Source organism: Corynebacterium antarcticum, from assembly GCF_016595285.2.
Lineage (GTDB): Bacteria > Actinomycetota > Actinomycetes > Mycobacteriales > Mycobacteriaceae > Corynebacterium > Corynebacterium antarcticum.
The window spans coordinates 106,659-133,515 of record NZ_JAENIP020000004.1 but is presented as its reverse complement, the minus strand read 5'-3'; the positions used below and the strand labels follow the sequence as shown (position 1 = coordinate 133,515).

The window sequence follows — 26,857 nt, the reverse complement described above, 5'->3', positions numbered from 1 at the left end:
TGGTGGCGCGTTCATCAGGTGAGAGAGGTGGGCGACACGATGACTTTCCCCGACGGCACATCCCCTGCAGGTCGCAGAGATGACGTCCCCCGGCCCCGGGCTAGGATCCGGATCCCGGAGGTCGTGGATCGCGTGCAGCGGACGGGAGCCGTGATCCGGACCCCGTTCACCGTGCCGGTGGAACACGACCAGATGGAACGGTTCAGCGCCTTCACCCCGGGGCTGAACAGCGGGCCCCGGGACCTGCTCAACGCCCCGGTCCGCTCGCGGGCGGCGGCGTTGGCGTTGGACGCCGCGATCTTCTCCGCCCTGTACCTGATTCTCACCGCGACCGTCGCCATCGGCACCGGAAACGCGCTCTGGTACCTCGCGTTGCTGGCCGGGCCGCTGCCGTTCTGGCTCTGGCAGGTTCTCGGGGACACTAGCGGTGGTGGTCCGGGAAAGAGGATGTTCGGTCTCCGGGTCACGGGGTCCGCGGACTGCCCGGTCGGGGTGGGTCAGGCCGCGCGGCGCAACCTGTGGCTCCTCATTCCCGCGATCCCCGTCGCGGGGCCGGTCGCCGCGCTCGCGGTCGGCATGTGGTTGGCCGGATCGGCGAAGCTCGACGCCTACGGCATGGGGCCGCACGACCGCTTCGCCCGCACCCGGGTCATCGTCCGGGAATGACCCGCGGGTCGAGTTCCGCGTAGCGGTGCCGGTGGTGTTCGATGAACCCCAGTTTGTCGTAGAGCCCGATCCCGGCGGTGTTGGCGGCGAGTACCTGCAGGTACGCCATCTCCGCCCCGTTCCGCGCCCCCCAGTGCAGCATCGCGGTCCCGAGCTGGGTGCCGAGCCCGCGACGGCGATGATCGGCGACGACCTCGACAGCGGAGTACCCCAGCCAGGTCCGCCCGTCGCCGGACTCCGTGATCGTGCCCCTGGTGATGGCGAGGGTCCGCCCGGTCGCGTCGAGCAACCTGCCGAAACCCATGTGGCCGTCGATGCGCGTGCGCAGGAGGTTCAGCGCATGCTCGGGAAGTGGTCGGCCCCGGAAGTGGTAGAGCGCCAGCCACTCCTCATCGGGCTGGTCATCGACCCTGTGCGTCACTCCGTCGGGCAGGTCGGGAACCGGAAGGTCGTGGAGCGGGCGGGTCATCACGACGATGTCCGGGCCCGTGCGCCACGCGGGGCCCACGCAGACCGTCCGCGCCGGGTTCCCGATCCGGTCGGGGATGAGGATCCGCACCGGGAGATCGTGTTCGGCGTAGAAGGCCTCGATCTCGCGGAGCGGGACCTCGCTCAGCCCGGCGGAGCGGCCGAGTGGGGCGGCGGAATTGGAGCGTTCGGTGATGCCGTCGCCCGCGCGCAGAAGCCACTGGCCGCACCAGCGGTGCTCGATGCCGGGGAACGCGGCCGCGGTCGCGGTCTCCACCGCCCGGATGTCGCTGTTGCGGACCCGGCGCGGTGGCAGGACCTTGCACACCTGGATGAGTTCATCCGGGATCGTCACGGCCTCGGCGTCGGAGGGTAGCCCGCCGACGGACTGGGGGCGCACCACCAGCGGGTCCAGGGAGACGACGTGCCCGATGACATCGGTCAGGTGTCCGGGGGTGTCCGGGATACGGCGCCGGACGATCACCCGGTCGCCGGGGTGCGGGGCACGTCGCGGCACGGTCAGTCCGTGTTCTTGCGCAGTGCGGGCGGGATGTCGGGGTCCTCGGCCGGGGCTGGGTCATCGTGTCCGAACGGATCCTCGTCCGCGCCGGGCATCCAGGTCAGTCCCGCCTCGGTCCATCCGTTGCGCTTGATGGTCTTCTTCGCCGCACGCCGGTGCCGACCGATGAGGGTGTCGGTGTAGAGGAACCCGTCGAGATGACCGACCTCGTGCTGCAGGCACCGGGCGAACAGTCCGTAACCCTCGATGCTGATCTCATTGCCCTCGGCGTCGGTTCCGGTGACGCGGGCCCAGTCGGCCCGGCCCGTAGGGAACGTCTCGCCTGGGACGGACAGACAACCCTCGTCGTCCTCGCCGTCGTCGCGCGGCATGGACAGCGGGATCTCGGAGGTCTCGAGCACCGGGTTGATCACGCAGCCGCGGCGGACCGGCCCACCATTGGCCTCGATCTCCTCCTTCGGCTTCTCCGAACCGTTCGGTCCCTCGATGTCGGGGCAGCTGTAGACGAACAGCCGCTTACCGACGCCGATCTGGTTCGCCGCGAGACCGACACCGTGGGCTACGTCCATGGTCTCGTACATGTCGTGGATGAGTTCCTGCAGTTCCGCGGGGGACTCGGTGACCGGTGCGGTCGGGTTGTGCAGCACCGGGTCGCCGTGGATAACGATGGGTCGGACAGTCATACCCCAGGAGTTTAGTTCACCTCTAGACTGGAGCCATGTCCGCCTCCTCACCGTTGTCCGAGTTCGACGCCCGGCTGCTGGAATTCGCGGAGACCGCCCCCCGTTCGCCGGGTGCCAGGGAGGAGGCGATAACCCGTACCCTGGGGATCAGTGCGGTGCGTTACCATCAGCGACTCAACAGGCTCCTCGACGATCCCGCCGCCGCGGCGGCTCATCCCATCCTCGTCGCCAGGCTCCGGAGGATGAGAAACCAGCGAGCCGAATCACGGCGGAGAGCGAAAAGCGGCTAAGATCACTCTCTGTGTCCCCCAACAAACACGATGACGAGTACCTGGCCCACGACGGTCACCCCGAAGACGCCACCGCCGCCGCTGCCTCCGCACCGGTGAGTGAGGCGCGGCAACTGCCGCTCCGGGGCCTCGCGATGATCCTCGCGGCTGTCGCCGTGCTACTCGCGGCCTGGGCGCTGTTCGCCGGTCTCCGTGGGGACGACTCCGACACCACCCCAGTCGCAGGCGAGGGGGCCGGTCCGACCGCTGCCACCAGCACGGAGGTCAGTCCGGCCGCGCCCGCCACCACGCCACGGGGGGAGACGGTTCCGCAGCCTGCTCCCGCCACACCCGCGGCCGATCCCGGGGCAGCGGCACCCGCGCAGCCCGCCGCGCCGCCGGCTCCCGCCGGCGATCCGCGGACGGTGACCGTGCACACGCTCAACAACTCGACGATCCAGGGCCTCGCCAACCGCGTCGCCGACAAGCTCACCGGACAGGGCTGGAAGGTCGGTGAGGTCGGCAACCTCGCGGAAACCTACCTCCCGGCCTCCGCCGTCTACTACACCGCCGGAAACCCGACGGAAGAAGCCGCGGCCCGCGAAGTCGGCGCCGCACTCGGTATTCCCGCGAATCCGCGGACCCCGGAACTCGGGTCCGCGCCCTCCGGTGGTGTCGTCGTCGTTCTCACGGGTGACGTCAACCTCTAGACGGGTATCTCTTCTTCCGTTCCGTCCCCCAAGGAGCCGACATGGCTGATCACATGAACTTCAACCGTTCCCCGGAACCGACACTCGGGGTGGAGTGGGAGATCGGGCTCATCGACCCGGAGACCCGCGACCTCACCCCACGGGCGGCGGACATGATCAAGCTCATGTCCTCACGCCGCCCTGACCTGCAGCTCGAGCCCGAGTTCCTGAAGAACACCGTGGAGATGGTCACCGGGGTCTGTCACACGGTCCCCGAGGCCGTCGCGGAACTCGGCTCCGGACTCGACTCCCTCCGGGAGTGCGCCGACGAGATGGGTGTCCGACTGTGGTCCGCCGGATCGCATCCCTTCTCCGACTGGCGGGAGCAGGAGGTCTCCGACAAGAGCCCCTACACCGAGATCATCCGGCGGACCCGGTACTGGGGACGGCAGATGCTGATCTGGGGCCTGCACGTGCACGTCGGCGTCAACCACGAGGCGAAGGTCTGGCCGATCATCAACGCCCTGATGACCAACTACCCACACCTCCTGGCGCTGAGTGCCGGATCCCCCGGGTGGAACGGGTTGGACACCGGGTACGCGTCCAACCGGACGATGCTCTACCAGCAGCTGCCCACCGCCGGTGCGCCCTACGGGTTCAACACCTGGAGCCAGTGGACCGAGTACCTGCGGCAGCAGGACAAGTCCGGGGTCATCGACCACACGGGCTCCATGCACTTCGACATCCGTCCCTCGGCGAAGTGGGGCACCATCGAGGTCCGCGTGTCCGATGCGCCGAGCAATCTCCGGGAGTTGGCTGCGCTCACCGCGCTCACGCACTGCCTCGTGGTGTACTACGACCGCGCCTTCGAGGCCGGGGAGACGCTACCGTCACTCCAGCCCTGGCACGTCCGCGAGAACAAGTGGCGTGCCGCCCGGTACGGGATGGAGGCCGAGATCATCTGTTCCCGGAACACCGACACGGTGAGCGTGGTCGATGACATCCGGCGGATCGTCGGTGTTCTGGAGCCGCTCGCCGGCGAGCTGGGCTGCGCGGCTGAACTCGACATGGTCCACGAGATCATCGACAAGGGCGCGGCCTACCGGCGTCAGCGGGAACTGATGGAGAAGACGGGCGACTGGCGTGACGTCGTCGATCTGACCTGCACCGAACTGGTCAACGGCCGGCCCTGACCCGCCGGTGTGTGAACGCATTCACTCCGGCCGGACGGATGTCTGATCGGACACGCCGGGCCCCACAGAGGGATTCCGTCATTCGCTGAAAACCGCAGTTCATGTGCCCTTTTCCCGAGGGGGCGTAGTTTTCCTGGTTTTTGCTCGAGTCCGAATTGATCTACATTTACTCAATGTAAAAGAGTTCAGAAATGAACGGATACATTCGGACAACGTCGCCATCGTGCGGCGGGAAAGCACCATCGTGAGCGACGCCCGCATCAGCCCCTATTCGAACGCAGTTCTCATCGGTTTCGTGGGTCTGCTCGTGGCCGTCACCGGCGGCCTGTTCCTCGCCCCCGACTGGCAGATGTCGGCGGTCCTCGGCGGTTGCGCACTGGTACTCACGGCATTCGTGACCGCAGGGGTTGAGGCCGTTCTGTCCCCTGTGGCGCCCAGACGTCACTGATCGGGGCCGGGGACACCCGCGGGAATCCGATGAGGGGTGCACCACCGGATCCTTCCGGTGGTGCACCCCTCCCGTCGCGACCGGGGGTCTAGGTCCAGCGGACCACCACGGAGATGAAGTTCTCGTATTTCGACGCGTCATTCCGGGACACGGCGACACCGATCTCGCTGATGCCGGGCTTCATGAGTATGGAGCGCTGCCCCTCGTTGTCCATCCACAGTTTGACGATGTCCGCGGCGAACCGGGGGTTGTCCAGCCCGGGGTATGCGGCCAGGGAGTAGCCGTGACCGGCCTTGATGAACTCCGGGTCGACGGTCAGACTGTTCGAGGCGGCCGCGGCGTCCGAGATGCTCTTCGCCAGCGCGGTGACGTCCCCGTTGACGGTGAGCTTGTCCAGTCCACGATTGCCGCGTTCGGCATTGATGGCGTCGACGATCTCGCCGCTACGCTGCTCGAGGAGTTCCCGGGTGCCCGGATCCGGTGTCGGTGGCGGAGTCGGGTCCGGGGTCGGCTGGGGATCGGGCGTGGGGGTCGGTGTCGGGTTGGGCTGCGGCATGGGGCCGGGCCGGGGTCCCGAGAAGGATCCGGGGGTCCCGTTACGGCCCATGGCCTGGGCGACGAAATCGGCGATGTCCTTCTCCGGACCGGCGGCCGCGACGGGTGCGGCCAGAAGTGTCGCACAGAGCGCGGTCGCCGCGGCGGTCGAGATGAGTTTTCTGTTCATGTCCACGATGCTCCTCGGGTGTTGTCGGGATCCGGGGCCCACGGTAGGCCTCCCCTCCGGCGTCTCCGTCCGGTGATTCGTCCCACCGGGGAACGACGTTCCGGTAGCGGAGGGGATGACCCGATCGTATCATTTCCGAAGCTGTCGGGCGGTGCAGCGACACAACGGATGACCGGCGCGGGAGGGATGTTCCCAGGCCTAGTTGCGGTCCAGTGTCCCGGTGTCGTCCCGGGACAGGGCGGAGGCGTCGTACAGACCCTCTTTCCGTGCGAGTCGCCCGACCCGCTGCCCGATCACCGGTGCCGTGATGAGGGTGAAGGCGATGATGAGAACGAGGACACCCAGATCACCGGCGGCCTCAGCATCCAGTTCGCTCGCCCCGAGTACCCGCAGAATCGCCCCACTGACGGCGAGGATCAGGCCGAGTGTCTGTGGTTTCGTCACCGCGTGGAGCCGCGTCATCGTGTCCCGGAATCGGGCGAGCCCGACCGCGGCGGACAGTGCCAGGACCGAGCCGAGGAAGAGCAGGATGAGTGAGATCGTGTCGAGGATGAATCCGGTCACTGCGCACCGTCCCGTTTCCGGAAGCGGGTAATCGCGACCGTGGAGATGAACCCCAGCAGTGCCACCACGATCATCGCGTTGGTCACCGTGGTGTCGAGTGTCCGGCAGATGTACACGGCGAGCGCGCACTGGATCATCGCCACCACCGCATCGAGGCTCAGCACCCGGTCGAGGGAGTTCGGACCGACCAGCATCCGCCAACCGGCCACGACGAATGCCGCCGCCAGCAGGGACGCCGGTACGAGGAGCAGGGTGTTGTAGACCGACGGGTCCATCAGCCGTTCCTTTCGAAGATGTGGATGAGCCGGCGTTCGAGTTCCCCGATCCGGGCGATCTCCCGATCGATCGCCTTCGTCGAGGAGCCGTCGATCAGGTGCATGGTGAGTTTCCGGTCGGCTATGTCGAGGTCGGTCACGGTACCTCCGGGCTGGAGGTTGATCAGGGTCACCGCGAAGGAGAACACCAGATCCTCCTGAACCCGCATCGGCACCACGACGATCGCTCCCGGGGGCACCGGTGCAGGCCGCAGGGCAATGGTCGCCACCTTCACCGAACTGGCGACCAGATCCACCGTGAATCTCCCGCAGAGCCGCAGCAGCGCCCGGAAACGGACACCCGAACCCGAGCCGGGTATCGACGGCAGTGGGAGCAGCAGGGTCACCGCGAGGGCGACCCCCAGTCCCGCTACGAGGTTCGCCGCCGAGAATTCACCCCACAGCAGCGCCCACATGAACGTGAGCCAGAGGACGGACTGGGGGCGGAAACGCCGACGGATTCCGGCGAACATCAGCGATCACCCCGCTTCGGGGCGGTCGTCTCCACCGCTGCGGCATCCCCGGGACTGCGACGTTCCTCGATTCCGTCCTTCACCCGGTAGCGGTCATCGGTGGCCGGACCGGACTGGCCGGGAATCAGGGTCCGCCCGGGGTTGAGGTATCCGGGGCCGAGCACCGCACGGCGGTAGACGGCGACATCCTGGGCGGATTCCGCCGAGCGGCCCGTGACCGCCGAAATCGGTCCGGCGAGCACACTGACGGCGAGTGACGCGGCGACCAGCAGGACGGTCGGCGCCACCATTCCGAAGGGCATCCCGCCGACGTCGGCACGCTCGGTCAGGTCGATCTCCCGCCGTGCGCCGGCGAGGGGACCGGTGGCGGCGAGGGCCGTCGCCCCGTCGGGGGCGTCCGAGCGGTCCCGCCAGAAGGCCTTCGACCACACGATGGTCATCGTGTAGAGGGTCAGGAGGGAGGTGACCACGGCGCCGGCGATCAGGAGCCAGGCCATCCTCCCACCGTGTCCGGCGGCGGCCTCGACGAGGATGATCTTCCCCAGGAATCCCGAGAACGGCGGGATTCCACCGAGGTTGAGGGCGGGGATCAGGTACAGCGCGGCGAGCAGCGGTGACATGTAGGCCAGCGAACCCAGCCTGCGGAGAGATGAGGACCCGGCCTGACGCTCGATCAGACCGACGACGAGGAAGAGCGCCGTCTGCACGAGGATGTGGTGGACGGTGTAGAAGATCGCCCCCGAGAGCCCGTTGGCGGTCCCCAGTGACACCCCCATGATCATGTACCCGATGTGGCTCACCAGGGTGAACGACAGAAGTCGCTTGATGTCGTTCTGGGCCATCGCACCGAGGATCCCCACCAGCATCGTCAACAGCGCCGCCCACATCAGCACCCCGTCGAGGCGACCGTCGGTGAACACGACCGAACGCACCCGGATGATGGAGTAGACACCGACCTTCGTCAGCAGACCGGCGAACACGGCCGTCACCAGGGCCGGCGCGGTCGGATACGAATCCGGGAGCCAGGAGTACAGCGGGAAGACCGCGGCCTTGATGCCGAAGGCCACGAGCAGGACCGCGAAGATGGCGGCCCTCGTCCCCTCCGGGACCGACTCCATCCGGACGGAGATCTGCGCCATGTTCATCGTCCCGACCGCGGCGTATATGAGTGCGAGGGCGATGAGGAACACGAATGAGGAGAGCATGGACACCATCACGTAACTCACGCCCGCGCGGACGCGGGCGGGGGACGCGCCGATGGTGAGCAGGACGTAACTGGCGACGAGCAGCACCTCGAAGCCGACGTAGAGGTTGAACATGTCCCCGGCGAGGAACGCCATGTTCACGCCCATGGTGAGCAGCAGGTACGCCGGAAGGAACACGCCGACCGGCTCATCGTCGGTTCCGTCGCGGACACCCTGCCCGATGGCGTACCGGAGGACGGAGAACAACACCAGGGAGGACACCGCGAGCAGCAGTGCGGCCAGCCGGTCGGCCACGAGCGTGATACCCACCGGAGCGTCCCAACCGCCCACCTGCAGGGTCTGGATCCCGGCGCGGTCGACGAGGGCGACGAGCGTCGTGCACAGGACGATCAGGACGGTCAGCGCCGTGGCGGTCACGGCCCGTTGGACCCGCGGATGGCGGCCCGCGAGGAGACAGACCGCGGCGGCGACCGCCGGGAGGACGACCGGCAGAGGGATGAGGTAGGGGACGACGGATGCGATGGTCGAGGCGTCGGGGAGGTTCATCACGTGTCCTCCTTGACGGGACGCTCGAAACTGTCGGGGCCGAAATCGTCGCCCTGCCCGGTCGCACGACCGGTCTCCGGGTCCGCGGAGGCGTCGTGGTCCGGTGCCGCGGACGCGGTGTCCGGGCGGTGCGCGATAGCGGTGTCCTCGGTGTCGTCGCCGATGAGGTCGGCGGTTCGGTAGCGGTACTGGCGGAACGCGAGAGCGAGGATGAACGCGGTCATCGCCATCGAGATGACGATCGCGGTGAGGATCATCCCCTGCGCCAGTGGGTCGGCGTCGGTGCCGGACAGCGTCGAGTCCCGGCCCGCGATCGGTGGGGCACCCGCGCCCCCGCCGGCGGTGAGCATGAGCAGGTTCGCCCCGTTGCCCAGCAGGATCAGACCGAGCAACATCTTGGTCATCGCCCGCTCCAGCAGCAGGTAGACCCCGCAGGAGATCAGGACACCGCAGGCGATGAGCAGAAAGAGGTTCGCGATCATGGTCTGCTCTTCCTTCCGGTGGCGGGGACGCGGTCGGCGGTACCGGCAGCGGAATCCCCGGACTGCGGTGCCGACCTGCGGCGGGCGAGGCGGCGGGCCCGTTCCCTGGCCCGTCGCCGGCGCTGCTCCTCGTCGATGTCGAGCTGGGCGCCCAGGGAACGGAGGATGTGGAGCACGAGGCCGATCACTATGAGATAGACGCCGGCATCGAAGATCACCGGGGAGACGACGTGCACCGTACCGATGAGCGGGAGCTCGATGTCGGTGTTGGCGGAGGACAACGATGGCCGACCGAGGATCATCGGGGCGATCACCGCCCCGGACGACAGGATCAGGCCGGTACCGAGCACACGCGATGCGTCGACGGGAAGGGCCTCCTCGAGTTCCTCGCGCCCGCCGGCGAGATACCGGAGCATGAACGCGAGGGCGGCGACCAGGCCGCCCGCGAAGCCGCCGCCCGGGGCGTTGTGTCCGGCGAAGAAGAAGTAGAGCGACAGCGTGATCATCGAGGGGAAGAGGATGCGGGTGGCCACCTCCATCATGAAGGACCGGTTCCGGGCCTTGGCGTCCTCGTTCGGTGCGGCCAGCCAGCTCGGTGTCTCGGTGCGGAGTGTCGGGCGGCGCGACACCCGGGAGAAGCTGCGCGTGCGGTAGACCAGGGAGGCGACCCCGGTGGCGACGACGACGAGAACGGAGATCTCGCCGAAGGTGTCCCACGCCCGGATGTCGACCAGCAGCACGTTGACCGCGTTGGATCCGTGCCCGATGCGGGAGGCGAGGTCCGGGATGTGGATGGACACCGGCAGGGTGCTCCGGGCGTTCATCGCGAAGGCGCCCAGGACCGACACGGTCAGCCCCACCGAGACCGCGAGCCAGGCACGAAGGCGCGTGTGATCCGCCTCCTGCCCGCGACCGTCCGTGCTGGCGGGCAGTTTCCGCAGGACGAGCACGAAAACCACCACCGAGACGGTCTCCACGAGCAGCTGGGTGAGCGCCAGATCGGGTGCGCCGTGGAGCGCGAAGATGACCGCCACCCCGTAGCCGGTCATCCCGACGAGGATCAGCGCGGACAGCCGGTTGTCCATCACGGTCGCGGCGATCGCGGCGATCACGATGATCACGACCACCAGGCCCTGAACGGGAGAATCCCACAGTTCCATCCGGATGTCTGTCCGTGCCCCGGTGACGAGCATCGTCAGTGGAAGGACCACCAGGGTGGTGAGGATGACCGCCTCGTTGACGGGCAGCGAACCTCGTTGAGTGGTGGCGGTGATCCGGAGGGAGATCCTCCGTAGCGTGTCGAGGACCGTGTCATAGGCCAGGTTCGCGTTGCCCAGCGCGGGGCGGCTGAAGTGCAGTCGACTGACCACCTTCCGCTGCCAGTGCAGCAGGATCCCGCAGCCGAGGATGGTCGCGCTGATGAGCAGGGGGAGCGTCCATCCGTGCCACAGTGCGAGGTGCGTCGATGCACCCGCGTAGCTGTTGAGCACGGCGTCCAGTGGCTTTGGGGTGAGCCCCAGCACGATGCCCGCCATGGCGAGCAGGGCGGGCGGGATCCACAGCGGTGCGATGATCGCGTCAGCCCCCGACACCGCCGTGGACGTCCCGCCGCCGGTCGCGTGCCCGGGTGCCTTCGTGGCGAAGGCACCGTGGAGAAAGTACAGCGAGTAGGCCACCGTGAGCATGCTCCCCGCCACCACACCGGTCAGCAGGAGGTTACCCGGCATGCCGGTGAGCAGCTCCTCGTCGAGAAGCGTGGTCACGGTGGCCTCCTTGGCCACGAAGCCCACGGTGCCCGGCACACCCGCCATGGACGCGGCCGCAGCCGTGGCGAGGACGACCAGCGCCGGCCGGTCCCGTCCCAGCCCGGACAACTCCCGGATGTCCCGGGTCCCCGTGGTCCGGTCGATGGCCCCGACGATCATGAACAACGTCGCCTTGAACAGGGCGTGGGACACCGTCAGGGCGAGCCCCGCGAGGAGTGCACCCGGCGAACCGATGCCGACCACGGCGATGATGAAGCCCAGCTGACTGACGGTGCCGTACGCCAGGATGAGCTTGAGGTCGACCTGGCGTAGGGCCATCCACCCGGCCATCAGCATCGTCAGCAGTCCGGACGGGATGACCACGAGATGCCAGGATCCGATCTGGTTCAACTCCGGGGACAGTCGTGCCACGAGGTAGATGCCGGCCTTCACCATCGCAGCCGAGTGGAGATAGGCCGACACAGGGGTCGGCGCGGCCATCGCACCCGGCAGCCAGAAGTGCATCGGGGCAATGGCCGATTTGGACAGGGCACCGGTGAGGATGAGGACCACGGCGGCACTCGTGGCCGTCGACGCGACCGGGGGACCGGACCCGATGAGCGTGGACAGATCCCAGATCCCCGATGTCGTGCCCAGCAGAATGATGCCCACGAGCATCGCGAGGCCACCGAGTGTCGTTACCATCAGCGCCTGGCCCGCGGCCCGCCGCGACGACGCCCGCTCGCCGTAGTAACCCACGAGCAGGAACGACAGGACCGAGGTGAGCTCCCAGAAGACGTACAGCAGCAGAAGATTGTCCGCGGTGACCAGCCCGTACATCACCGTCGTGAAAGCGACCATCTTCGCCCCGAAGACGGACAGGCGTCTCGGGTTGGAGTCGAAGTAACCCCAGCAGTAGCAGAGGATGAGCGCACCGATACCGAGGATGATCAGGGCGAAGAGCGCCGCGAGCGAATCCATGCGCAGCGTGATGTCCAGGTGCGCGGCGGACATCCACGGGATCCGGACGGCGTGTGGCGCCGCCTCGGGGGCGAAGTCGCCCTCGAACCAGCCTCGGGCGGTCCAGACGAACGCCCCCGCGGGGACGAGGGCGAGGACCCCGAAGGCCGGCCGCCCGAGTTTCGTGATCAGCACCGGAGCGGTGACGGTTGCCGCGGCGAGCGCGGCCAACACGATGAGCACGTCCATGGTCTGTGACTTCTCCGGGCTGGGCGGGGATGATCGGGTCAGTTCGTCAGTCTACCCGGCAGGCTCCCCGTCTCCTGTCCCGTCACCCGCCGAGGTCGTGGTCCGGTGGACCGAAGAACAGTCGCGATCGGAAAGCCGCCGTTTTCCCGGGGCGCAGGACCCGGTCCCACGTCAGTCCGGCGTTGGTGTGGTGGCCCATCCCGCGGATCCGCGGACGAAGGTGTCCACCTGATCGACACAACCCCAGGAGCTGTCCGGTACGGGAGAGATACGATCGTTGGGTCGGTGTGCGGGGGAAGCGTGTTTCTGCTTCAGCTCTCTTCGCGGTGCAGGCGGTGGGCGGCGCGGCTCATCGCGGTGGCGATGGCGGCGTCCGGGGTTCCACCGAAGCCCAGGACCCAGCACCTGGTGTTGTTGTGGCAGACCTCGAGGAAGACAGCGGTTCCGTTGAAGATGTCCCGCTGCCGGAAGGTCAGGATCTCGACGCGGCGTCCGGTATCGGCCAACAGGTTGGTGCAGGCCGAGATCGCCCCCATGGCGGTGATCTCGCGGGGTGAGTGTGTGACGCCGCCACGGCCCGGGCGGGAGGATGTCAGGGTGGCGCTGAACCGTCGTCGGTCGTCGCGGAGCGACGTGTGCGAGAGGTTGTCGATCCGCAGGTCCGGGGTGGGGCAGTAGGTCTCGGTGAATGTGCGCCAGTCCATACCCGCGGCTTCCTCGCGCAGTCCGGTCGGCAGGCTCTGTCCGAATCGGGCGCGGAAGGGGTCGTCCGTGCACTCACGCAGGGGATCGCGCAGGTTGAAGGGGGTCGGGCGGCTGATCTGGACGGGGGTGGCCTGGGGCGGGTGCTGGGTGTGCAGCGTGTGGATCGACTGTTCCCCGTTGCCGGTACGGGTGTCGGTGGTGGTGTTCGTCGTGTGCATCGTCGGTCCTCTGGAAGATCCTGATCCGGCACCGGCCTCGTACCTTCCGGGGTGTCCGGGGAGGGCCTGTGGTGGTGTGACGGATCTGTCTGGTCTGTGGAAATGGACCGACGCTTGTCAAGCGACTGGGAGGATAACGACTACTGCCCCGGGTGAAGGGGTCAGTCCCTATCCTTCACCGGGGTACGTAGCCTCTGCTACTCGCGTTAGTCGAATGATGTGCGTCACAACGTCGAGATTAGGGGTTTCCCACATCCGGGTCAAGAAATGTTCCGGAATGTGGGAGGGTGGGGGTGTTGTCGGGGTGTGCCCGTTGGTCGACATCACCTCCATATTCCGCTGGTGACGGTGTGGTTCCGGGAAGACGTCACCCCGCACGTCCCACTGGGTGGAATGTGCGGTGTGATGAACTCCGGGGATCTAGAGCGTGTAGCCGAGCAGGAACAGTGTCTCCGCCACCGCGCAGCGCTTCAGTTCCTCCGGGGACACGGACTCGTCGGCCGAGTGGATGGTGCACAGGGGTTCCTCGACGCCGAACAGGGCGATCTCGGCGCCCGGCACCGCCCGCTGCAGGGCGGTGGTCAGGGGGATGGAGCCGCCGGAGCCGCAGTACGCCGTCTCCCTGTCCCCGAATGCCTTCGACAGTGCGTCGGCCAGTGCCTGCGCGGCCGGGCCTGAGGTGTCTGTGGCGAAGGGCTCGTTGACCTCCTGGATGTCGACCTCGACCTGCACGCCCCATGGGGCGGCGTCGATCAGGTGGTCTCGCAGAGCCTCGGCCGTCGCTGTGCCGGAGGCGCCGTAGGGCGTCCGCAGATTGAGCTGTGCGGTCGCCGTCGCCGGGATGGCGTTGACGGCCTCGGATACCGGCGTGGAGGTGAATCCCGTCACCGTGACGGCGGGGCGTGCCCACAGCTGATCGGCTATGTCGGTTCCGTCGCCGATGATCTCCACTCCCTCGAGGACTCCAGCGTCCGCGCGGAAGGCCTCCGCGTCATAGGAGATTCCGTCCCAGGCGGCGTTGTTGTCGGTGCCCCTGATCGCGACGCGTCCCGATTCGTCGCGCAGTGAGTCGAGGATGCGGATCAGCGCGGCGACGGCGTCCGGTGCGGGGCCGCCGAATCCGCCGGAGTGCACGGCCGACCTGAGGGTGTTCACCGTGACGCGGACCTGCGCGCCGCCGCGTAGGGAGGTGGTGAGTGTGGGCACCCCCTCGGCGACGTTTCCGGTGTCCGCGATGATGATGGCGTCCGCGGTGAAGTACTCGGGGTGTTCCTCGATGAGGTGGTCCAGGCCTTCGCCACCGCGTTCCTCGGAGCCCTCGATGACGACGGTGACGCCGACGCCGGGATCGCCGAGTTCCCCGAGCGCGCGCAGGGCCGCGAGATGCATGACGACGTTGCCCTTGCAGTCCGCGGTGCCGCGCCCGTACCAGCGACCGTCCCGTTCGGTGAGCGTGAACGGATCCGAGGTCCAGGCGGCCGGGTCCCCGGCGGGAACCACGTCGTAGTGCGAGTAGAGCAGGACCGTGGGGCGTCCGTCACGGGCGGCGCGGCGGCCGATCACCGCGGTCGATCCGTCGGTGGTGAGGTGGGTGTCCACCTCGAGGCCGACCTCCTCCAGGGATCGGACGACCCAGGCCGCGGCATCCGCGTTGGCCTGTTCGCAGCCGGGTTCCGCGTGCACGGAACTGTGGGAGACGAGTTCGGTCAGGTCGGCGAGAATGCGGGCCTGCTGGGCCTCGATCGCGGCGGTCACTTCAGCTGTGGTGGGGGTGGAGGGAGTCATGGGTCCAAGTGTAGGGCCCCGGTTCTTGCACTCGCACGCCCCGACTGCTAGAAACGGACCTAGCACTTGATACTGGAGAGTGCCAGAATTTATGTACACCTGCGGGTGAGGTTGGACCCAACACTCACCGACCGTGCCGTCGCGGGCGCCCGCAGATACTTGACGTGAGTGTCGTCCGATGAAAAACCAAGGAGCACACAACACATGGCAAAGATCATCGCTTTTGATGAGGAAGCACGCCGTGGCCTCGAAAAGGGCCTGAACACCCTCGCTGACGCCGTCAAGGTCACCCTCGGCCCGAAGGGACGCAACGTCGTCCTGGAGAAGTCCTGGGGCGCGCCGACCATCACCAACGACGGCGTGACCATCGCCCGCGAGATCGAGCTCGAGGATCCGTACGAGAAGATCGGTGCCGAGCTGGTCAAGGAGGTCGCCAAGAAGACCGACGACGTCGCGGGTGACGGCACCACCACCGCCACCGTGCTCGCCCAGGCCCTCGTCCGCGAGGGGCTGCGCAACGTCGCCGCCGGCTCCAACCCGATGGGCATCAAGCGCGGCATCGAGCAGGCCGTCAAGAAGGTCACCGAGGAGTTGCTCTCCACCGCCAAGGAGATCGAGACCGAGGAGCAGATCGCCGCGACCGCCGGCATTTCCGCCGCCGATCCCGCCATCGGCGCCAAGATCGCCCAGGCCATGTACGCCGTGGGCGGCGGCAAGCTGAACAAGGAATCCGTCATCACCGTCGAGGAGTCCAACACCTTCGGCGTCGAGCTCGACGTCACCGAGGGCATGCGCTTCGACAAGGGCTACATCTCCGGTTACTTCGCCACCGACATGGAGCGCCAGGAGGCCGTCCTCGAGGATCCGTACATCCTCCTGGTTTCCGCGAAGATCGGCAACATCAAGGATCTCCTGCCGCTGCTGGAGAAGGTCATGCAGGCCGGCAAGCCGCTCCTGATCATCGCCGAGGACGTCGAGGGCGAGGCCCTGTCCACCCTGGTCGTCAACAAGATCCGCGGCACCTTCAAGTCCGTCGCCGTCAAGGCCCCCGGCTTCGGCGACCGCCGTAAGGCACAGCTGCAGGACATGGCCATCCTCACCGGTGGCCAGGTCATCTCCGAGGAGGTCGGCCTCTCCCTCGAGAGTGCGGACATTCCGCTGCTGGGCCGTGCCCGCAAGGTCGTCGTCACCAAGGACGAGACCACCATCGTCGAGGGTGCCGGCGACAGCGCCCAGATCGAGGGCCGGGTCAACCAGATCCGCGCCGAGATCGAGAACTCCGACTCCGAGTACGACCGGGAGAAGCTGCAGGAGCGCCTCGCGAAGCTCGCCGGCGGCGTCGCCGTCATCAAGGTCGGTGCCGCGACCGAGGTCGAGCTGAAGGAGCGCAAGCACCGCATCGAGGACGCCGTGCGCAACGCCAAGGCCGCCGTCGAAGAGGGCATCGTCGCCGGTGGTGGCGTTGCCCTCATCCAGGCCGCCCACGTGCTCGACGATGATCTCGGTCTGGTCGGCGATGAGGCGACCGGCGTGAAGATCGTCCGTTCCGCCCTCTCGGCCCCGCTGAAGCAGATCGCCTTCAACGCGGGCCACGAGCCCGGTGTTGTCGCCGACAAGGTCGCCTCCCTCAAGGTGGGTGAAGGCCTGAACGCCGCCACCGGCGAGTACGTCAACCTCATGGAGGCCGGTATCAACGACCCGGTCAAGGTGACCCGCTCCGCACTGCAGAACGCGGCATCCATCGCGGCGCTGTTCCTCACCACCGAGGCTGTCGTCGCCGACAAGCCGCAGCCGGCCGGCCAGGGTATGCCCGACGCCGACGCAATGGGTGGCATGGGCGGATTCTGATCCCCTGACACCCCTCCGGTGAGTCCGTCACCGGACGAAGGCTGAGAAGAGGCCCGGCCCCACACAACAGTGTGGGGCCGGGCCTCTGTCGTTCCGTGGGGTCAGGTGTTCGGGGCGGGGGTGTCGTCGCCGTCGATGCCGTTGACCGGGATGCGGCACTCACCGGTCATTCCGGTCCCACCCACGGCGGTCACGACGATCTCGTGGATGGTGGCGTTGGGGATGCCGCTGGGTATCTGCCATCCCGTGGCCCCCTCGTCGAGTCTTATCTCGTGGTCGGTGTTCTGCTTCTCTCCGGGTTCCGGCTCATGGACGATCCGGATGTCGATCCGGTCCCCGGGTCTCCCGTTGTAGGTGATGTCGGCCGACGGTTTCCGGTGGTCGATGTCGATGACCTCCGGGTCGCACTCACCGGATGCGGATACCTCGCCGAGGATCGGTGCGTCCGCCGGTCTGGGGGCGAGGTGTGCCGAGGGGTCGGTCGACTCCCGCTCGTTCGGCGGGGAGCAGGAGGCTGCCGTCACGAGGAGGGTTGCGGAGCAGACTGCGAGTATCAGTGGTGTCCGTCGGAGGATCATGTCGGAGGTACCCCTTCGTTCGGTGTCGGGCCTGTGTCCCACGCTACCGGGGGGATGTGCGGGGATTGCAGCTTGTATCGACCCATTGACACAAATAACGGCCCCACATAGTCTTATTTGTGTCATACAATTGGTACAAAACTCGAAGGAGTCCACCATGACACCCGTCCTTCCCCTCGTCGTCGCCATTCTCGGAGGCATCGCCGGCGCTGTGTCGATCCGCTTCGTGCGGAGGCGCGGAGTCCCAGACGGAGACGCCGTCGCGATCGAATCCCCGGTCCTGGAGCGCTACCGTCGGTGGATCATGGGTGGGGTGGTGGTCGGATCGATCATCGCACTGCTGGGGATCCTTCTCGTCACCGGGCTCGGTCTGGGGCTGGTGTTGGCCCCGATGGTGTTCGCTGTCGTCGTCCTCACCACCTCGGCGCTGGCGGTGGCCACCATCCGGCCGCGACAGGGCGCGCGTCGTCAGGCGCCGCTGGCCACCAGAACACTCCGTTCCACCGCCGGGACCACGGACCTGACGGTGGCGCTCACCACGGTCGTCGTCACTGTAGTGGTCCTCGTCACCGGAACCCTCGCCGGATCTCCCGATGACCTCGGGCGACAGGGACGGGCCCTCACGGTGTTCTGTGACATGGACGACGGACTCCATGTCATCTCATCGTCTCCGTGGCCCGGAAGCTGGTACTCGTTACCGCTGCTCATCGTCCTCGCGATCTGCACACTCATCGGGCTCGGAGCGCTCATTCTCGCGACGAAACGCCCTGTCCTGCCCGATCTGGAGGCCGATGCATCATTCCGCAGGATCGCCGGGCACACCGTCACCTGCACGCTCACCTTCACCGCGGCGGTCACGGGCGCCCCGATCGCCTTCCGGATGCTCTCCGCGTACCCCGACTGCGCGGGCACGCCGACCTTCCTGTGGGCGATTGCGACAGCCGGTGGATTGCTTGTCTGTTCCGCCGTGTACGCCGTGGGGCAGGTCGGTGCGGCGCTGGCCGGGCGAGCTCCGGAAGCACGGTGACGCGCCATGGGACAGCAGGGGATAACCGTTCGACTGGATGACCCGACGCCGGTCTACGCACAGGTGCAGCGGGAGGTTCTCCGGCTCATCGCGGTCGGGGAGCTCGGCGAGGGGGACCGGCTACCACCGTTGCGCCAACTGGCGCGGGACCTCGGGGTCGCCCCGGGCACGGTCGCACGTGCCTACCGGGACCTCGAGGCCGCGGGCACTGTGACCACCCGCCGCGGCGCTGGCACCCGGATAGCGGCGGGCGCGCCGAAGGGCGTCGCCGCCGGGTCAGCCGATCCGCTCGCCGCCAATGTCGCGGCCCTGGTCGCCGGTGCTGTTGCGGCGGGCATCCCGCTGGATGAGGTGCAGCGGCGGATAGCGGAGGCGTGGCCTGCAGGGTGAGCCGGGAGCGTTAGGATTGACGATTGCCAGTTCACCGCACCCGTCAGTCCCAAGGAGAACCCATGGCCGGATACACCCCGGGCGAAACCACCGTGCACACCTCGGTCGCGGAGATCGGCCGCGTCACCCGCGCGCTGCGCGCGACCGCGCGGCCGGTCGTCCTCGTTCCCACGATGGGCGCGCTTCACGAAGGCCACCTGGAACTCGTCCGGGCCGCGCAATCCTTCCCGAGGGCCGTGGTCGTGGTCTCCATATTCGTCAACCCGCTGCAGTTCGGGGACGAGGCCGACCTGGACTCCTACCCACGGACCCTGGACACTGACGTGGAGAAGCTGCGGGAACTCGGCGTGGAGCTGGTGTTCGCCCCGTCCGTGCGTGAGATGTACCCCAACGGGTTCCGGACCACCGTCTCCGCCGGGCCGCTGGCCGAGGAACTGGAGGGCGCCTCGCGTCCCGGCCACTTCGATGGTGCGCTGACCGTCTGCCTGAAGCTGTTCAACGTGACCAACTGCTCCGACGCCGTGTTCGGGGAGAAGGACTACCAGCAGCTCGTTCTCATGCAGCAGCTCGTCACGGATCTCAACCTGCCCGTCCAGCTGCATTCCGTCCCCGTCATCCGGGAGAACGACGGGTTGGCCATGAGCTCCCGGAACATCCGACTCGATGACGCCTCGCGGCAGGCCGCCGTCGCCCTCTCCGCCGCGCTCACGCTGGGCGCGCACTGCGGCGATCAGGGCGTGGACGCGGTGCTCACGGGCGCCCGCTCCGTATTGGACTCCGTACCCGGGGTCGAGGTCGACTACCTCGAGCTCCGCGACGGCAGGTTGGCCCCGCTGCCCGACGACGTCGGGGAAGGGGAGGCCCGCCTGCTCGTCGCGGCCCGCGTCGGAGGAGTCCGGCTGCTGGACAATGTCGGCGTCATCCTCGGCGATCTGCAGGCCCGCAGGGAGAAGGAGATCGCCCAGGCCGCCCTCCATGCCGCGGGTCTCGATGCCGAGCTCAGCGATGAGGAGATGGCGGAACTCCGGAGGCTCAGGGAACAGGTGCAGGAGATGCGGTCGTCCCGCCGGGGTGAATCCGGAGAGCCCCGCGGGTGAGAATCGCCATCACCCGTCCACGGGGCACCCGGAGAAGCCGCGGCGGGGTCCATCGGTAGTAGAGAACACTCCCTGCGGCCACACTGATCTCCGCCGCCGGCCCCACCCGGGGAGCGGGGATGCGGGACCGGCTGTATGTTCACCGCCGGTGAATTGTGCGCACGATTCCTCCTGTATCCCCTCAGTGGCCGGGCCGTCCGAGGCAGGGTCCTGCGGTCGGTTCGTGTCCGGTTGCCGTCCTGTCACAGTCTCATCCCGGTTGAGCGGATTCGATCGGACTTGTCTGCGGGCACGGACGGCACCTCTTCACGGCCGATCTGTGGTGTCCGCACGGGACGAGGGGCCGGTCGGTGTACGCCGATCCCGGGATCAGGTTCGTCCGCCCGTGGCCCCGCCTGATCTGTCGCCACCGGGTGTACGTCAGGCTCCCCCGGTAGCGCGAGACACATATGAAGGTACGCCGTTATATAGAGGCTATATAGAGGCATCTATATAGAGGTATCCCTGAGGAGGTCCCCGGCCGCGAGGTGACCTGTGTCGCGTCCTGTGACCTTCCGCCCGGTGTGCCGGTGCCGGAGGGGATCCGGTCCGGGTGAACGCGGTAGGGGATTGCCTGCGGGAGTCCGTGATGGAGATCCACTCGGGACCTGCCGGAGGGCGCGTGTTCTCCCGTGGAACAGAGACGTGCCCGCTGCGAGGGTCTGTCGAAGGTCTCTCGTTCCAGAGCTTGCGGAGGGCGGGCACGGAGTGACGCCGGTGGATTCGACACCGGACGACAGTCGGGAACCGGGCGGAACGCACGGCGTTCGCGGAAAAGACCACGAGCCCGGGGCTTTCCGGGGCGGTGGGCAGTGCACGGTCAGTTGTCTCCGGTTGTGTGCAGGATTCGCTCCGGTTCTCACCCAAAAGAAGAGGGGCCCAGCTTCCGGGCGGTCTCTTCCGGTCGGGCCCGGCCTCGGTACCGAGCCGGATGCCGCGGGAACAGCCGTCATCCACAGCCGGAACCGACGATTCGTGTATCCCGGGAGGAGCGCCACTTCCTGTCGGTCACTCCCGGACAGTCGACGGGGGGCTGGGCCTGTCGACCGATAGCGGTCCGCTGGGGCTCTCCGCGGAGAACACCGTTAGGTGTCGGTGGAGCGGTGCACGCGGTCCCACACATAGTGGTTGAGGCTGTTGTGCTTGATGTGACGGGGCCCCTATCCGGCGAAAACCCCCCGGATAGGGGCAATTTAAGAGCGGTTGAGATTTTCTCAGGGAATTCCGGACTCTATCTGGCCGGTGTGCGTCTTCGTTACCCTGAAAACGCGTTTACCCGTGTTTTTCTCTCTTAGTTCACGCCAGCTAGCAATTATAGATGAAAAAGTGCAGGTCGTGCGTCCGAATGTATGCCCCGGATGTGGGTACCCGGTTCCGGAGTCGTCCCGGAGCCGGGGGGACTGTCGTTCAGAAAGATGTTGACTCCCGCACTGGGTGTGCTTAAATGAGTCCATGACGTCCTGAGGGCGTCAGCAACTGGAATCTACTACCAGCTCCAGGCTGGTTCCTCTCAAGGAGAACAACATGGACATCGCTAATCAGCTCGGCGCTTTCAGTGACATCGTCGGCGGCTTCGTCAAGGTCTTCGGCAACATGCCCGCCGCCATCGTCGAGCTCTGGGCCGCCCTCCGTGGCTTCACCGCCGTCGACATGAGCCTCGGCACCGCCGCCATGAGCGCCGGCCAGCCGATCATCGAGTACGTCAACTAATCGCACTCCCCCAACTCATAACTCTCTAGGAGCCCAAAATGGCAAACTTCTCCCTCGCTTCCGACCTCTTCTCCCTCGCTTCCGGCCTCTTCTTCGCCAACGAGTGGAACCCGGTCGTTCAGCTCATCGACGTTCTCAAGCCCTTCGCTGAGGTCGCCGGTGGCCTGAAGAGCATCCTCGGCGCTTTCTGATCGCCTCTTCACTCCTGACGGAGTGAACCTCCCCCGCTGATCCATGATCTCGGGGAGCCGATAACCCGGCACCGTGCTTTGCACGGTGCCGGGTTATCACGTTTTCAGGTACCTGCAGGTCCGCCGCGTCGGACGGTGTCAGATGAGATGTCCACCCGCTGTCCCCCCGTCGGCGTGGTGAGTCCACGATTCATCCGCGTACTCCCACTCGCGGCGTTAAACTGACCCTATGGCTGAAACTTCCGAGCAGGAACTCCCCGTCGTCGACCTGGCCGCCACCGAAGGCTACATCGTCGATGATTCAGACGATGACGATCCCGTCCTCATCAGGCCCGACGGTGCGCCCGTGGAGACATGGCGGGAGAACTACCCGTACGACGAGCGGATGTCCCGGCACGAGTACGAGCACATCAAGCGTGCCCTCCAGATCGAGCTGCTCAAATGGCAGAACTGGACGAAGGACACCGGGCAACGCCACATCATCCTCTTCGAGGGACGTGACGCCGCGGGCAAGGGCGGAACCATCAAGCGTTTCAACGAGCACCTCAACCCGCGCGGTGCGCGCACCGTCGCGCTGGAGAAGCCCTCCCCGCGAGAGTCGACCTCGTGGTACTTCCAGCGCTACATCGAGCACTTCCCGTCAGCGGGGGAGATCGTGTTCTTCGACCGCTCCTGGTACAACCGCTCAGGTGTCGAGCGCGTCATGGGTTTCTGCACGGAGTCCCAGCACGCCGAGTTCCTCCGCGAGGTGCCGATGCTGGAGAACATGATCATGGGATCCGGGATCTCACTGACCAAGTTCTGGTTCTCGGTCACCCAGAAGGAACAGCGCACCCGCTTCGCCATCCGCCAGGTCGACCCGGTCCGGCAGTGGAAGCTCTCCCCGATGGACCTCGCGTCCCTGGACAAGTGGCCGGACTACACCCGCGCCAAGGAGGAGCAGTTCCGGTACACGGACACCGACGAGTCACCGTGGATCACCATCAAGTCGAACGACAAGAAGCGGGCCCGCATCAACGCGATGCGCTATGTACTGTCGAAGTTCGAGTACACCGGCAAGGACCACGAACTCGTCGGTGAGCCGGATCCGAAGATCGTTCTCCGCGGGCGGGACCAGATCGGCGACTGAACGCCCGACCCCCGTACCCCACCCCGTGGGCGCTCAGCCCCGGGGCTCGACCGGGTTTCCGTGCCACACCGTGTGGCCGGGAACCCGGTCTCCGCGTAGTACCAGGGACGCGGGGCCGATGGTGGTGCCCTCCCCGAGGGAAGCCGCGGGGAGGATCACGGAGTGCGGTCCCAGGACCGCCCCGGGCCCGATCCACACGGTGTCGAGACTCATCACCCGGTCCTGGAAGAGGTGCGTCTGCACCACGCAGCCCGGTCCGATCGTCGCCCCGTCCCCGACCTCCACGAGGTCCGCCTCGGGCAGCCAGTAGGACTCGATCCAGGTCCCCCGGCCGATCCGGGCACCGATCGCGCGGAGGAACCACACCAGCGGCTGGGCGCCCTGATTCGGGTTCAGGAACCACGGGGCGGCAACCGCCTCGACGAACGCGTCCTGGAGCTCGTTGAGCCACACGAAGCGGGACCACAGGGGATGCTCGCTGGGCCGGATTCTCCCGACACACAGCCACTTCACCGCCACGGTGATCGCCGCGGCCCCCAGCCCGGCGGCCATGAGGACGAGCCCACCGCACAGCCAGGCCAGTGCCGCACCGGCGAACGGTGCGTCCGGCTGCGTGTACAACCACTGCAAGGCCAGCAGCGTGCCCGCGGCGAGAACCCCGGAGGTCATGGGGGCGAGCAGCCGCATGGTCTCCACGAGGCCGCGGGCGCGCTTCAGTCGCGCGGTGGGCTGGTAGGTCCGGGCCTCGCCGCCGGCGTCGACCGTGACACGGCGCAGCCGCTCCGGCGGGGACCCGAGCCAGTTCGATCCGGCGCGCGCCTTCTTCGGTGTCTGGGAGAGCACGGCGACGAGTGAGTTCTTCGCCAGTTTGCGACCCGCCCCGGCGATCCCGGAGTTGCCGAGGAAGCTGCGCTTGCCGATCCTGGTTCTTCCGGCGAGCATCCATCCGCCGCCCAGTTCGTAGCCGCCGACCATCGTGTCGTCGGCGAGGAAAGCGCCGTCCCTGATCTCCGTGAACGCGGGCACCAGGACGGCCGTGGAGATCTCGGTGTCCCTGCCGACGCTCGCGCCGAGTGCGCGCAGCCACGCCGGGGTCAACCGCGAGGCGTAGAGCGGGAAGAGGTGGGTGCGGGCCGCGTCCATGAGTCGTTCCGTGGCCCACAGCTGCCAGCCGATCCGGGAACGTACCGGATGAACCCCTGTGTCCAGTCGGATCGACATCAGACGTACGCCGACGAGTGTGAGGACCACGATCAGTCCGAAGGCGATGAGCGCACCGAGCGGCGCGAGGATGACACCTGCGGCGACAGTCGACGTGGTGCTGGAACCGAGGATGGTCGCCAGCCAGGCGACGACAGCGGCGCCCGCCCCGACGGAGAGCACCGGCATGAGGCTCAGCGCCAGCGACGTCGCCCCGTAGACCGGCACCCACCACGGGCGCCGGTCCGGGTGCTCCTCCGGGAAACGCTGCTTCGCACGGCCGACCTTCGCGGCCGGCGAACCAGCCCAGCGGGCCCCGGCCTTGACCTTCTTGTCCCCGGTCACGCAGGACCCGGACTCGACGTGTGCGCCGGCCCCGATGACGGCCCCGGGCAGCAGAGTGGAACGGGCACCGACGCGGGCGTCCGCCTCCACGGTGATCCGGCCGACGTGGACCGTGTCTCCGTCGACCCACATACCCGAGAGATCGGTCTCCGGTTCGATGCAGCAGTGGTCACCGAGGGTGAGCAGGCCCGTGACCGGGGGGAGGGTGTGGAGGTGCACGTCCCTCCCCACGGTTGCTCCGAGCAGACGGGCGTAGCTGGTGATCCACGTCGCCCCGGCGATGTCCCGGGCGCCGCACGCGTCCTGGATCCGGTCCGCCGTCCACAGCCGCAGGTGCTTGCGTCCGCCGCGGGCGTAATTGCCCGGCACTATGCCGCGGGTGAGCAGGCGCGCGGCGAAGGCACCCATCGGAAGCCTGCCGACCGGGGTCACGAAGACGGTGAGGAGGAGCAGGACCAGCCACCAGGGGGCGGGCTTCGCCCACCAGGCCCCGGCCGCGGCCGCGAGATTGTTGCCCACGAGCAGCCAGGCCACCCACTGCGCGGCCTGGAGCGTCATCACCGGGACCTGGATCAGGTGCTGGAGGACACGTGTGCGGGCCGGAACGGGGTGGGCGGGCTGTTTCCCGGCCACGCCGGAGTCGTTGTCCGGACGTTCGTCGAGGCGGTGTGCGAGCGCACCGAGCCGCGGATGGTCGTAGAGTTCCCGCACGGAGATGGTCGGGAACCGTTCCCGGATCCGGCCGACCAGCGTCGCCGCGGCGAGCGACGTACCACCGAGCGCGAAGAAGTCCGCGTCCGGATCAGCCACCGCCGCGCCGAGTACGTCCACCCACAGCTCCGCGAGCCAGGCCTCGGTCGGGGTCATCGCGGAGGTGTCCGTCACCGCGCCGGGCAGCGGCCACGGGAGCGCGGCCTTGTCCACCTTGCCCGATGTTCGGACAGGCAGCTCATCGAGCACGCAGAGTCTGGGGACGAGGGCCGCGGGCATGCCTTCCGCGAGACGGGCCGTCGCGGTCTCCGTGTCGAAGTCGACCGCGTCATCCTCGCGCGAGAGGTAGGCCACGAGGACCTTGGAGTCGGCGCCCGTGGTCTGCACCACGACGGCGGAGGAGCGGACGCCCGGCAGAGCGGCGACCGCGGCCTCGACCTCACCGAGTTCGATCCTGCGGCCGCCGATCTTGACCTGGTCGTCCACCCGGCCGACGAAGTAGAGCCCGTCCTCCTCCAGACGCACGTGGTCGCCGGAGCGGTACGCCCGGGACCAGCCCACGCTGCGCAGGGGGGCGTACTTCTCCCGGTCCTTCTCCGGGTCGAGGTACCGGGCGAGGCCGACGCCGCCGATGACGAGTTCACCGACCTGACCCGGGGCGACCGGGGCGCCATCGGCGTCGACCACGACGAGATCCCAGCCGTCGAGGGGGAGCCCGATGGAGACGTCGCGGTCGGCGTGGAGTCGTGCCGCGCAGGCCACGACCGTGGCCTCGGTCGGCCCGTAGGTGTTCCAGATCTCCCGGTCGCCGGTGTCCAGTCTCTGCACGAGCTCGGCGGGACACGCCTCACCGCCGAAGATGAGCAGGCGGACGTTGTCGAGGGCCTCCGGGGGCCACAGGCCGGCGAGGGTCGGGACGGTGGACACGACGGTGATGTCGTGGCTGATCAGCCACGGCCCTAGGTCCATTCCCGAGCGCACCAGCATGCGCGGTGCGGGGACGAGGCAGGCGCCGTGACCCCAGGCGAGCCACATCTCCTCGCAGGAGGCGTCGAACGCGACCGAGAGCCCGGCGAGTACCCGGTCGTCGGGACCGAGCGGACCGCCGGGGGCGTCAGCGAGGAACATCCGTGCCTCGGCGTCGACGAAGGCGGCGGCCGAGCGGTGCGTGACGGCGACGCCCTTGGGGCGGCCGGTGGATCCGGAGGTGAAGATGATCCACGCGTCGTCGTCCGGTCGTGGCGGGCGGGTGTCCCCACCGGCGGTCCGGCGGTGCACCGTCAGCCCGGCGTCGGTGACGGTCGCGTTGACGCGGGCCTCGCCGAAGACCATTTCGGCACGCTCGTCCGGGTCGTCGGCGTCGACGGGGACGTAGGCGGCACCTGCCGTGAGAACCGCGAGGATCGTGGTGTAGAGCTCGCTGCCGCCGCTCGGCAGCCGGACGCCGATGCGGTCACCCCGCCGGATACCGGCGGCGTGGAGGTCGGCGGCCTTGCGGCGGACGACGTCCATGAGTTCGGCGTAGGTGAGCACCTCTCCGTCGTCGATCGCCGCGGCGTTGGGGTGCGCGGCCGCGGTGCGGGAGAGGATGTCGACGAGCGTGCGGCGGGGCGGTGCCTCGCCCGCGCGCAGGAATTGGCGGGGTACGGATTTCAGTGACACGGTGCGGGGGCTGGGCGCTTTCCG

At 67.9% G+C, this 26,857-nt stretch carries 25 protein-coding genes; 12 read left to right on the top strand and 13 right to left on the bottom strand.

Annotation, left to right across the window (positions count from 1 at the left end; translation table 11 throughout):
* The first annotated feature begins 132 nt into the window (after positions 1–132).
* On the top strand, positions 133–666 hold the full coding sequence (locus JIM95_RS10255) for an RDD family protein (protein WP_200256495.1): 534 nt from the start codon (positions 133–135) through the stop codon (positions 664–666).
* Here the strand turns inward: JIM95_RS10255 and JIM95_RS10250 are convergent.
* Both JIM95_RS10250 and JIM95_RS10245 read right to left on the bottom strand, forming a co-directional pair.
* Positions 650–1,651, bottom strand: a complete 1,002-nt coding sequence (locus JIM95_RS10250; protein WP_410170779.1) for an N-acetylglutamate synthase, CG3035 family — start codon at positions 1,649–1,651, stop codon at positions 650–652. The genes JIM95_RS10255 and JIM95_RS10250 overlap by 17 nt on opposite strands.
* 2 nt (positions 1,652–1,653) lie before the next feature.
* The gene (locus tag JIM95_RS10245; RefSeq protein WP_200256497.1) at positions 1,654–2,337 is read right to left on the bottom strand and encodes a peptide deformylase; all 684 of its coding nucleotides are present in this window, start codon (positions 2,335–2,337) and stop codon (positions 1,654–1,656) included.
* A gap of 35 nt (positions 2,338–2,372) precedes the next feature.
* On the opposite strand from JIM95_RS10245, the gene JIM95_RS10240 reads away from it, so the two are divergent.
* From JIM95_RS10240 to JIM95_RS10225, 4 genes are all read left to right on the top strand, one after another.
* Positions 2,373–2,627 (top strand): DUF3263 domain-containing protein, encoded by a 255-nt coding sequence (locus JIM95_RS10240; protein WP_200256499.1) that lies wholly within the window; start codon positions 2,373–2,375, stop codon positions 2,625–2,627.
* An 11-nt stretch (positions 2,628–2,638) separates the two neighbouring features.
* The gene (locus JIM95_RS10235; RefSeq protein WP_200256501.1) at positions 2,639–3,316 is read left to right on the top strand and encodes a LytR C-terminal domain-containing protein; all 678 of its coding nucleotides are present in this window, start codon (positions 2,639–2,641) and stop codon (positions 3,314–3,316) included.
* A 41-nt stretch (positions 3,317–3,357) separates the two neighbouring features.
* Positions 3,358–4,488 carry a glutamate--cysteine ligase gene (locus tag JIM95_RS10230; RefSeq protein WP_200256503.1) on the top strand — a complete coding sequence of 377 codons (1,131 nt, stop codon included), beginning with the start codon at positions 3,358–3,360 and terminating at the stop codon, positions 4,486–4,488.
* 244 nt (positions 4,489–4,732) lie between these two features.
* Positions 4,733–4,936: a hypothetical protein gene (locus JIM95_RS10225; protein WP_200256505.1), complete on the top strand. Its 204-nt coding sequence runs from the start codon at positions 4,733–4,735 to the stop codon at positions 4,934–4,936.
* 88 nt (positions 4,937–5,024) lie between these two features.
* On the opposite strand, the gene JIM95_RS10220 is transcribed toward JIM95_RS10225, so the two are convergent.
* From JIM95_RS10220 to JIM95_RS10180, 9 genes are all read right to left on the bottom strand, one after another.
* Positions 5,025–5,660, bottom strand: a complete 636-nt coding sequence (locus tag JIM95_RS10220) for a CAP domain-containing protein (RefSeq protein ID WP_200256507.1) — start codon at positions 5,658–5,660, stop codon at positions 5,025–5,027.
* Between the two features lie 198 nt (positions 5,661–5,858).
* Positions 5,859–6,224, bottom strand: a complete 366-nt coding sequence (locus JIM95_RS10215) for a monovalent cation/H(+) antiporter subunit G (protein ID WP_200256509.1) — start codon at positions 6,222–6,224, stop codon at positions 5,859–5,861.
* A complete protein-coding gene (locus JIM95_RS10210) occupies positions 6,221–6,499 on the bottom strand; it encodes a monovalent cation/H+ antiporter complex subunit F (RefSeq protein WP_200256511.1) in 279 nt (92 codons plus the stop codon). The genes JIM95_RS10215 and JIM95_RS10210 overlap by 4 nt, the downstream gene beginning before the upstream one ends.
* The gene (locus tag JIM95_RS10205; RefSeq protein ID WP_200256513.1) at positions 6,499–7,011 is read right to left on the bottom strand and encodes a Na+/H+ antiporter subunit E; all 513 of its coding nucleotides are present in this window, start codon (positions 7,009–7,011) and stop codon (positions 6,499–6,501) included. Before JIM95_RS10205 ends, JIM95_RS10210 begins: the two co-directional genes overlap by 1 nt.
* Positions 7,011–8,762 (bottom strand): Na+/H+ antiporter subunit D, encoded by a 1,752-nt coding sequence (locus JIM95_RS10200; protein ID WP_200256515.1) that lies wholly within the window; start codon positions 8,760–8,762, stop codon positions 7,011–7,013. Before JIM95_RS10200 ends, JIM95_RS10205 begins: the two co-directional genes overlap by 1 nt.
* Positions 8,762–9,244 (bottom strand): Na(+)/H(+) antiporter subunit C, encoded by a 483-nt coding sequence (locus tag JIM95_RS10195; RefSeq protein WP_200256516.1) that lies wholly within the window; start codon positions 9,242–9,244, stop codon positions 8,762–8,764. The genes JIM95_RS10200 and JIM95_RS10195 overlap by 1 nt, the downstream gene beginning before the upstream one ends.
* Positions 9,241–12,192 carry a Na+/H+ antiporter subunit A gene (locus JIM95_RS10190; RefSeq protein ID WP_200256744.1) on the bottom strand — a complete coding sequence of 984 codons (2,952 nt, stop codon included), beginning with the start codon at positions 12,190–12,192 and terminating at the stop codon, positions 9,241–9,243. The genes JIM95_RS10195 and JIM95_RS10190 overlap by 4 nt, the downstream gene beginning before the upstream one ends.
* Positions 12,193–12,509: 317 nt before the next feature.
* Entirely contained in the window at positions 12,510–13,121 is a 612-nt protein-coding gene (locus tag JIM95_RS10185; RefSeq protein ID WP_200256518.1) for an acetyl-CoA acetyltransferase, read from the bottom strand.
* 420 nt (positions 13,122–13,541) lie between these two features.
* Positions 13,542–14,906 carry a dipeptidase gene (locus tag JIM95_RS10180; RefSeq protein WP_200256525.1) on the bottom strand — a complete coding sequence of 455 codons (1,365 nt, stop codon included), beginning with the start codon at positions 14,904–14,906 and terminating at the stop codon, positions 13,542–13,544.
* A 204-nt stretch (positions 14,907–15,110) separates the two neighbouring features.
* Between JIM95_RS10180 and groL the strand changes: the two genes are divergently transcribed.
* A complete protein-coding gene (gene groL, locus JIM95_RS10175; RefSeq protein WP_200256532.1) occupies positions 15,111–16,754 on the top strand; it encodes a chaperonin GroEL in 1,644 nt (547 codons plus the stop codon).
* Positions 16,755–16,855: 101 nt separating this feature from the next.
* Here groL and JIM95_RS10170 read toward each other — a convergent pair whose 3' ends face one another.
* On the bottom strand, positions 16,856–17,332 hold the full coding sequence (locus tag JIM95_RS10170) for a hypothetical protein (protein WP_200256534.1): 477 nt from the start codon (positions 17,330–17,332) through the stop codon (positions 16,856–16,858).
* A 157-nt stretch (positions 17,333–17,489) separates the two neighbouring features.
* On the opposite strand from JIM95_RS10170, the gene JIM95_RS10165 reads away from it, so the two are divergent.
* From JIM95_RS10165 to ppk2, 6 genes are all read left to right on the top strand, one after another.
* A complete protein-coding gene (locus tag JIM95_RS10165) occupies positions 17,490–18,359 on the top strand; it encodes a hypothetical protein (RefSeq protein WP_200256536.1) in 870 nt (289 codons plus the stop codon).
* A 6-nt stretch (positions 18,360–18,365) separates the two neighbouring features.
* On the top strand, positions 18,366–18,749 hold the full coding sequence (locus JIM95_RS10160; protein WP_200256540.1) for a GntR family transcriptional regulator: 384 nt from the start codon (positions 18,366–18,368) through the stop codon (positions 18,747–18,749).
* A gap of 62 nt (positions 18,750–18,811) precedes the next feature.
* Positions 18,812–19,846, top strand: coding sequence for a pantoate--beta-alanine ligase (gene panC, locus JIM95_RS10155; RefSeq protein WP_200256542.1), 1,035 nt, complete (start codon positions 18,812–18,814; stop codon positions 19,844–19,846).
* 1,563 nt (positions 19,847–21,409) lie between these two features.
* Complete coding sequence (locus tag JIM95_RS10150; protein ID WP_200256544.1) at positions 21,410–21,595, top strand: hypothetical protein; 186 nt, start codon at positions 21,410–21,412, stop codon at positions 21,593–21,595.
* 38 nt (positions 21,596–21,633) lie between these two features.
* On the top strand, positions 21,634–21,786 hold the full coding sequence (locus JIM95_RS10145) for a hypothetical protein (protein WP_200256546.1): 153 nt from the start codon (positions 21,634–21,636) through the stop codon (positions 21,784–21,786).
* A gap of 229 nt (positions 21,787–22,015) precedes the next feature.
* A complete protein-coding gene (gene ppk2 / locus JIM95_RS10140; protein WP_200256548.1) occupies positions 22,016–22,915 on the top strand; it encodes a polyphosphate kinase 2 in 900 nt (299 codons plus the stop codon).
* Positions 22,916–22,948: 33 nt separating this feature from the next.
* On the opposite strand, the gene JIM95_RS10135 is transcribed toward ppk2, so the two are convergent.
* Positions 22,949–26,833 (bottom strand): Pls/PosA family non-ribosomal peptide synthetase, encoded by a 3,885-nt coding sequence (locus JIM95_RS10135; protein WP_200256550.1) that lies wholly within the window; start codon positions 26,831–26,833, stop codon positions 22,949–22,951.
* Between the last annotated feature and the right edge of the window lie 24 nt (positions 26,834–26,857).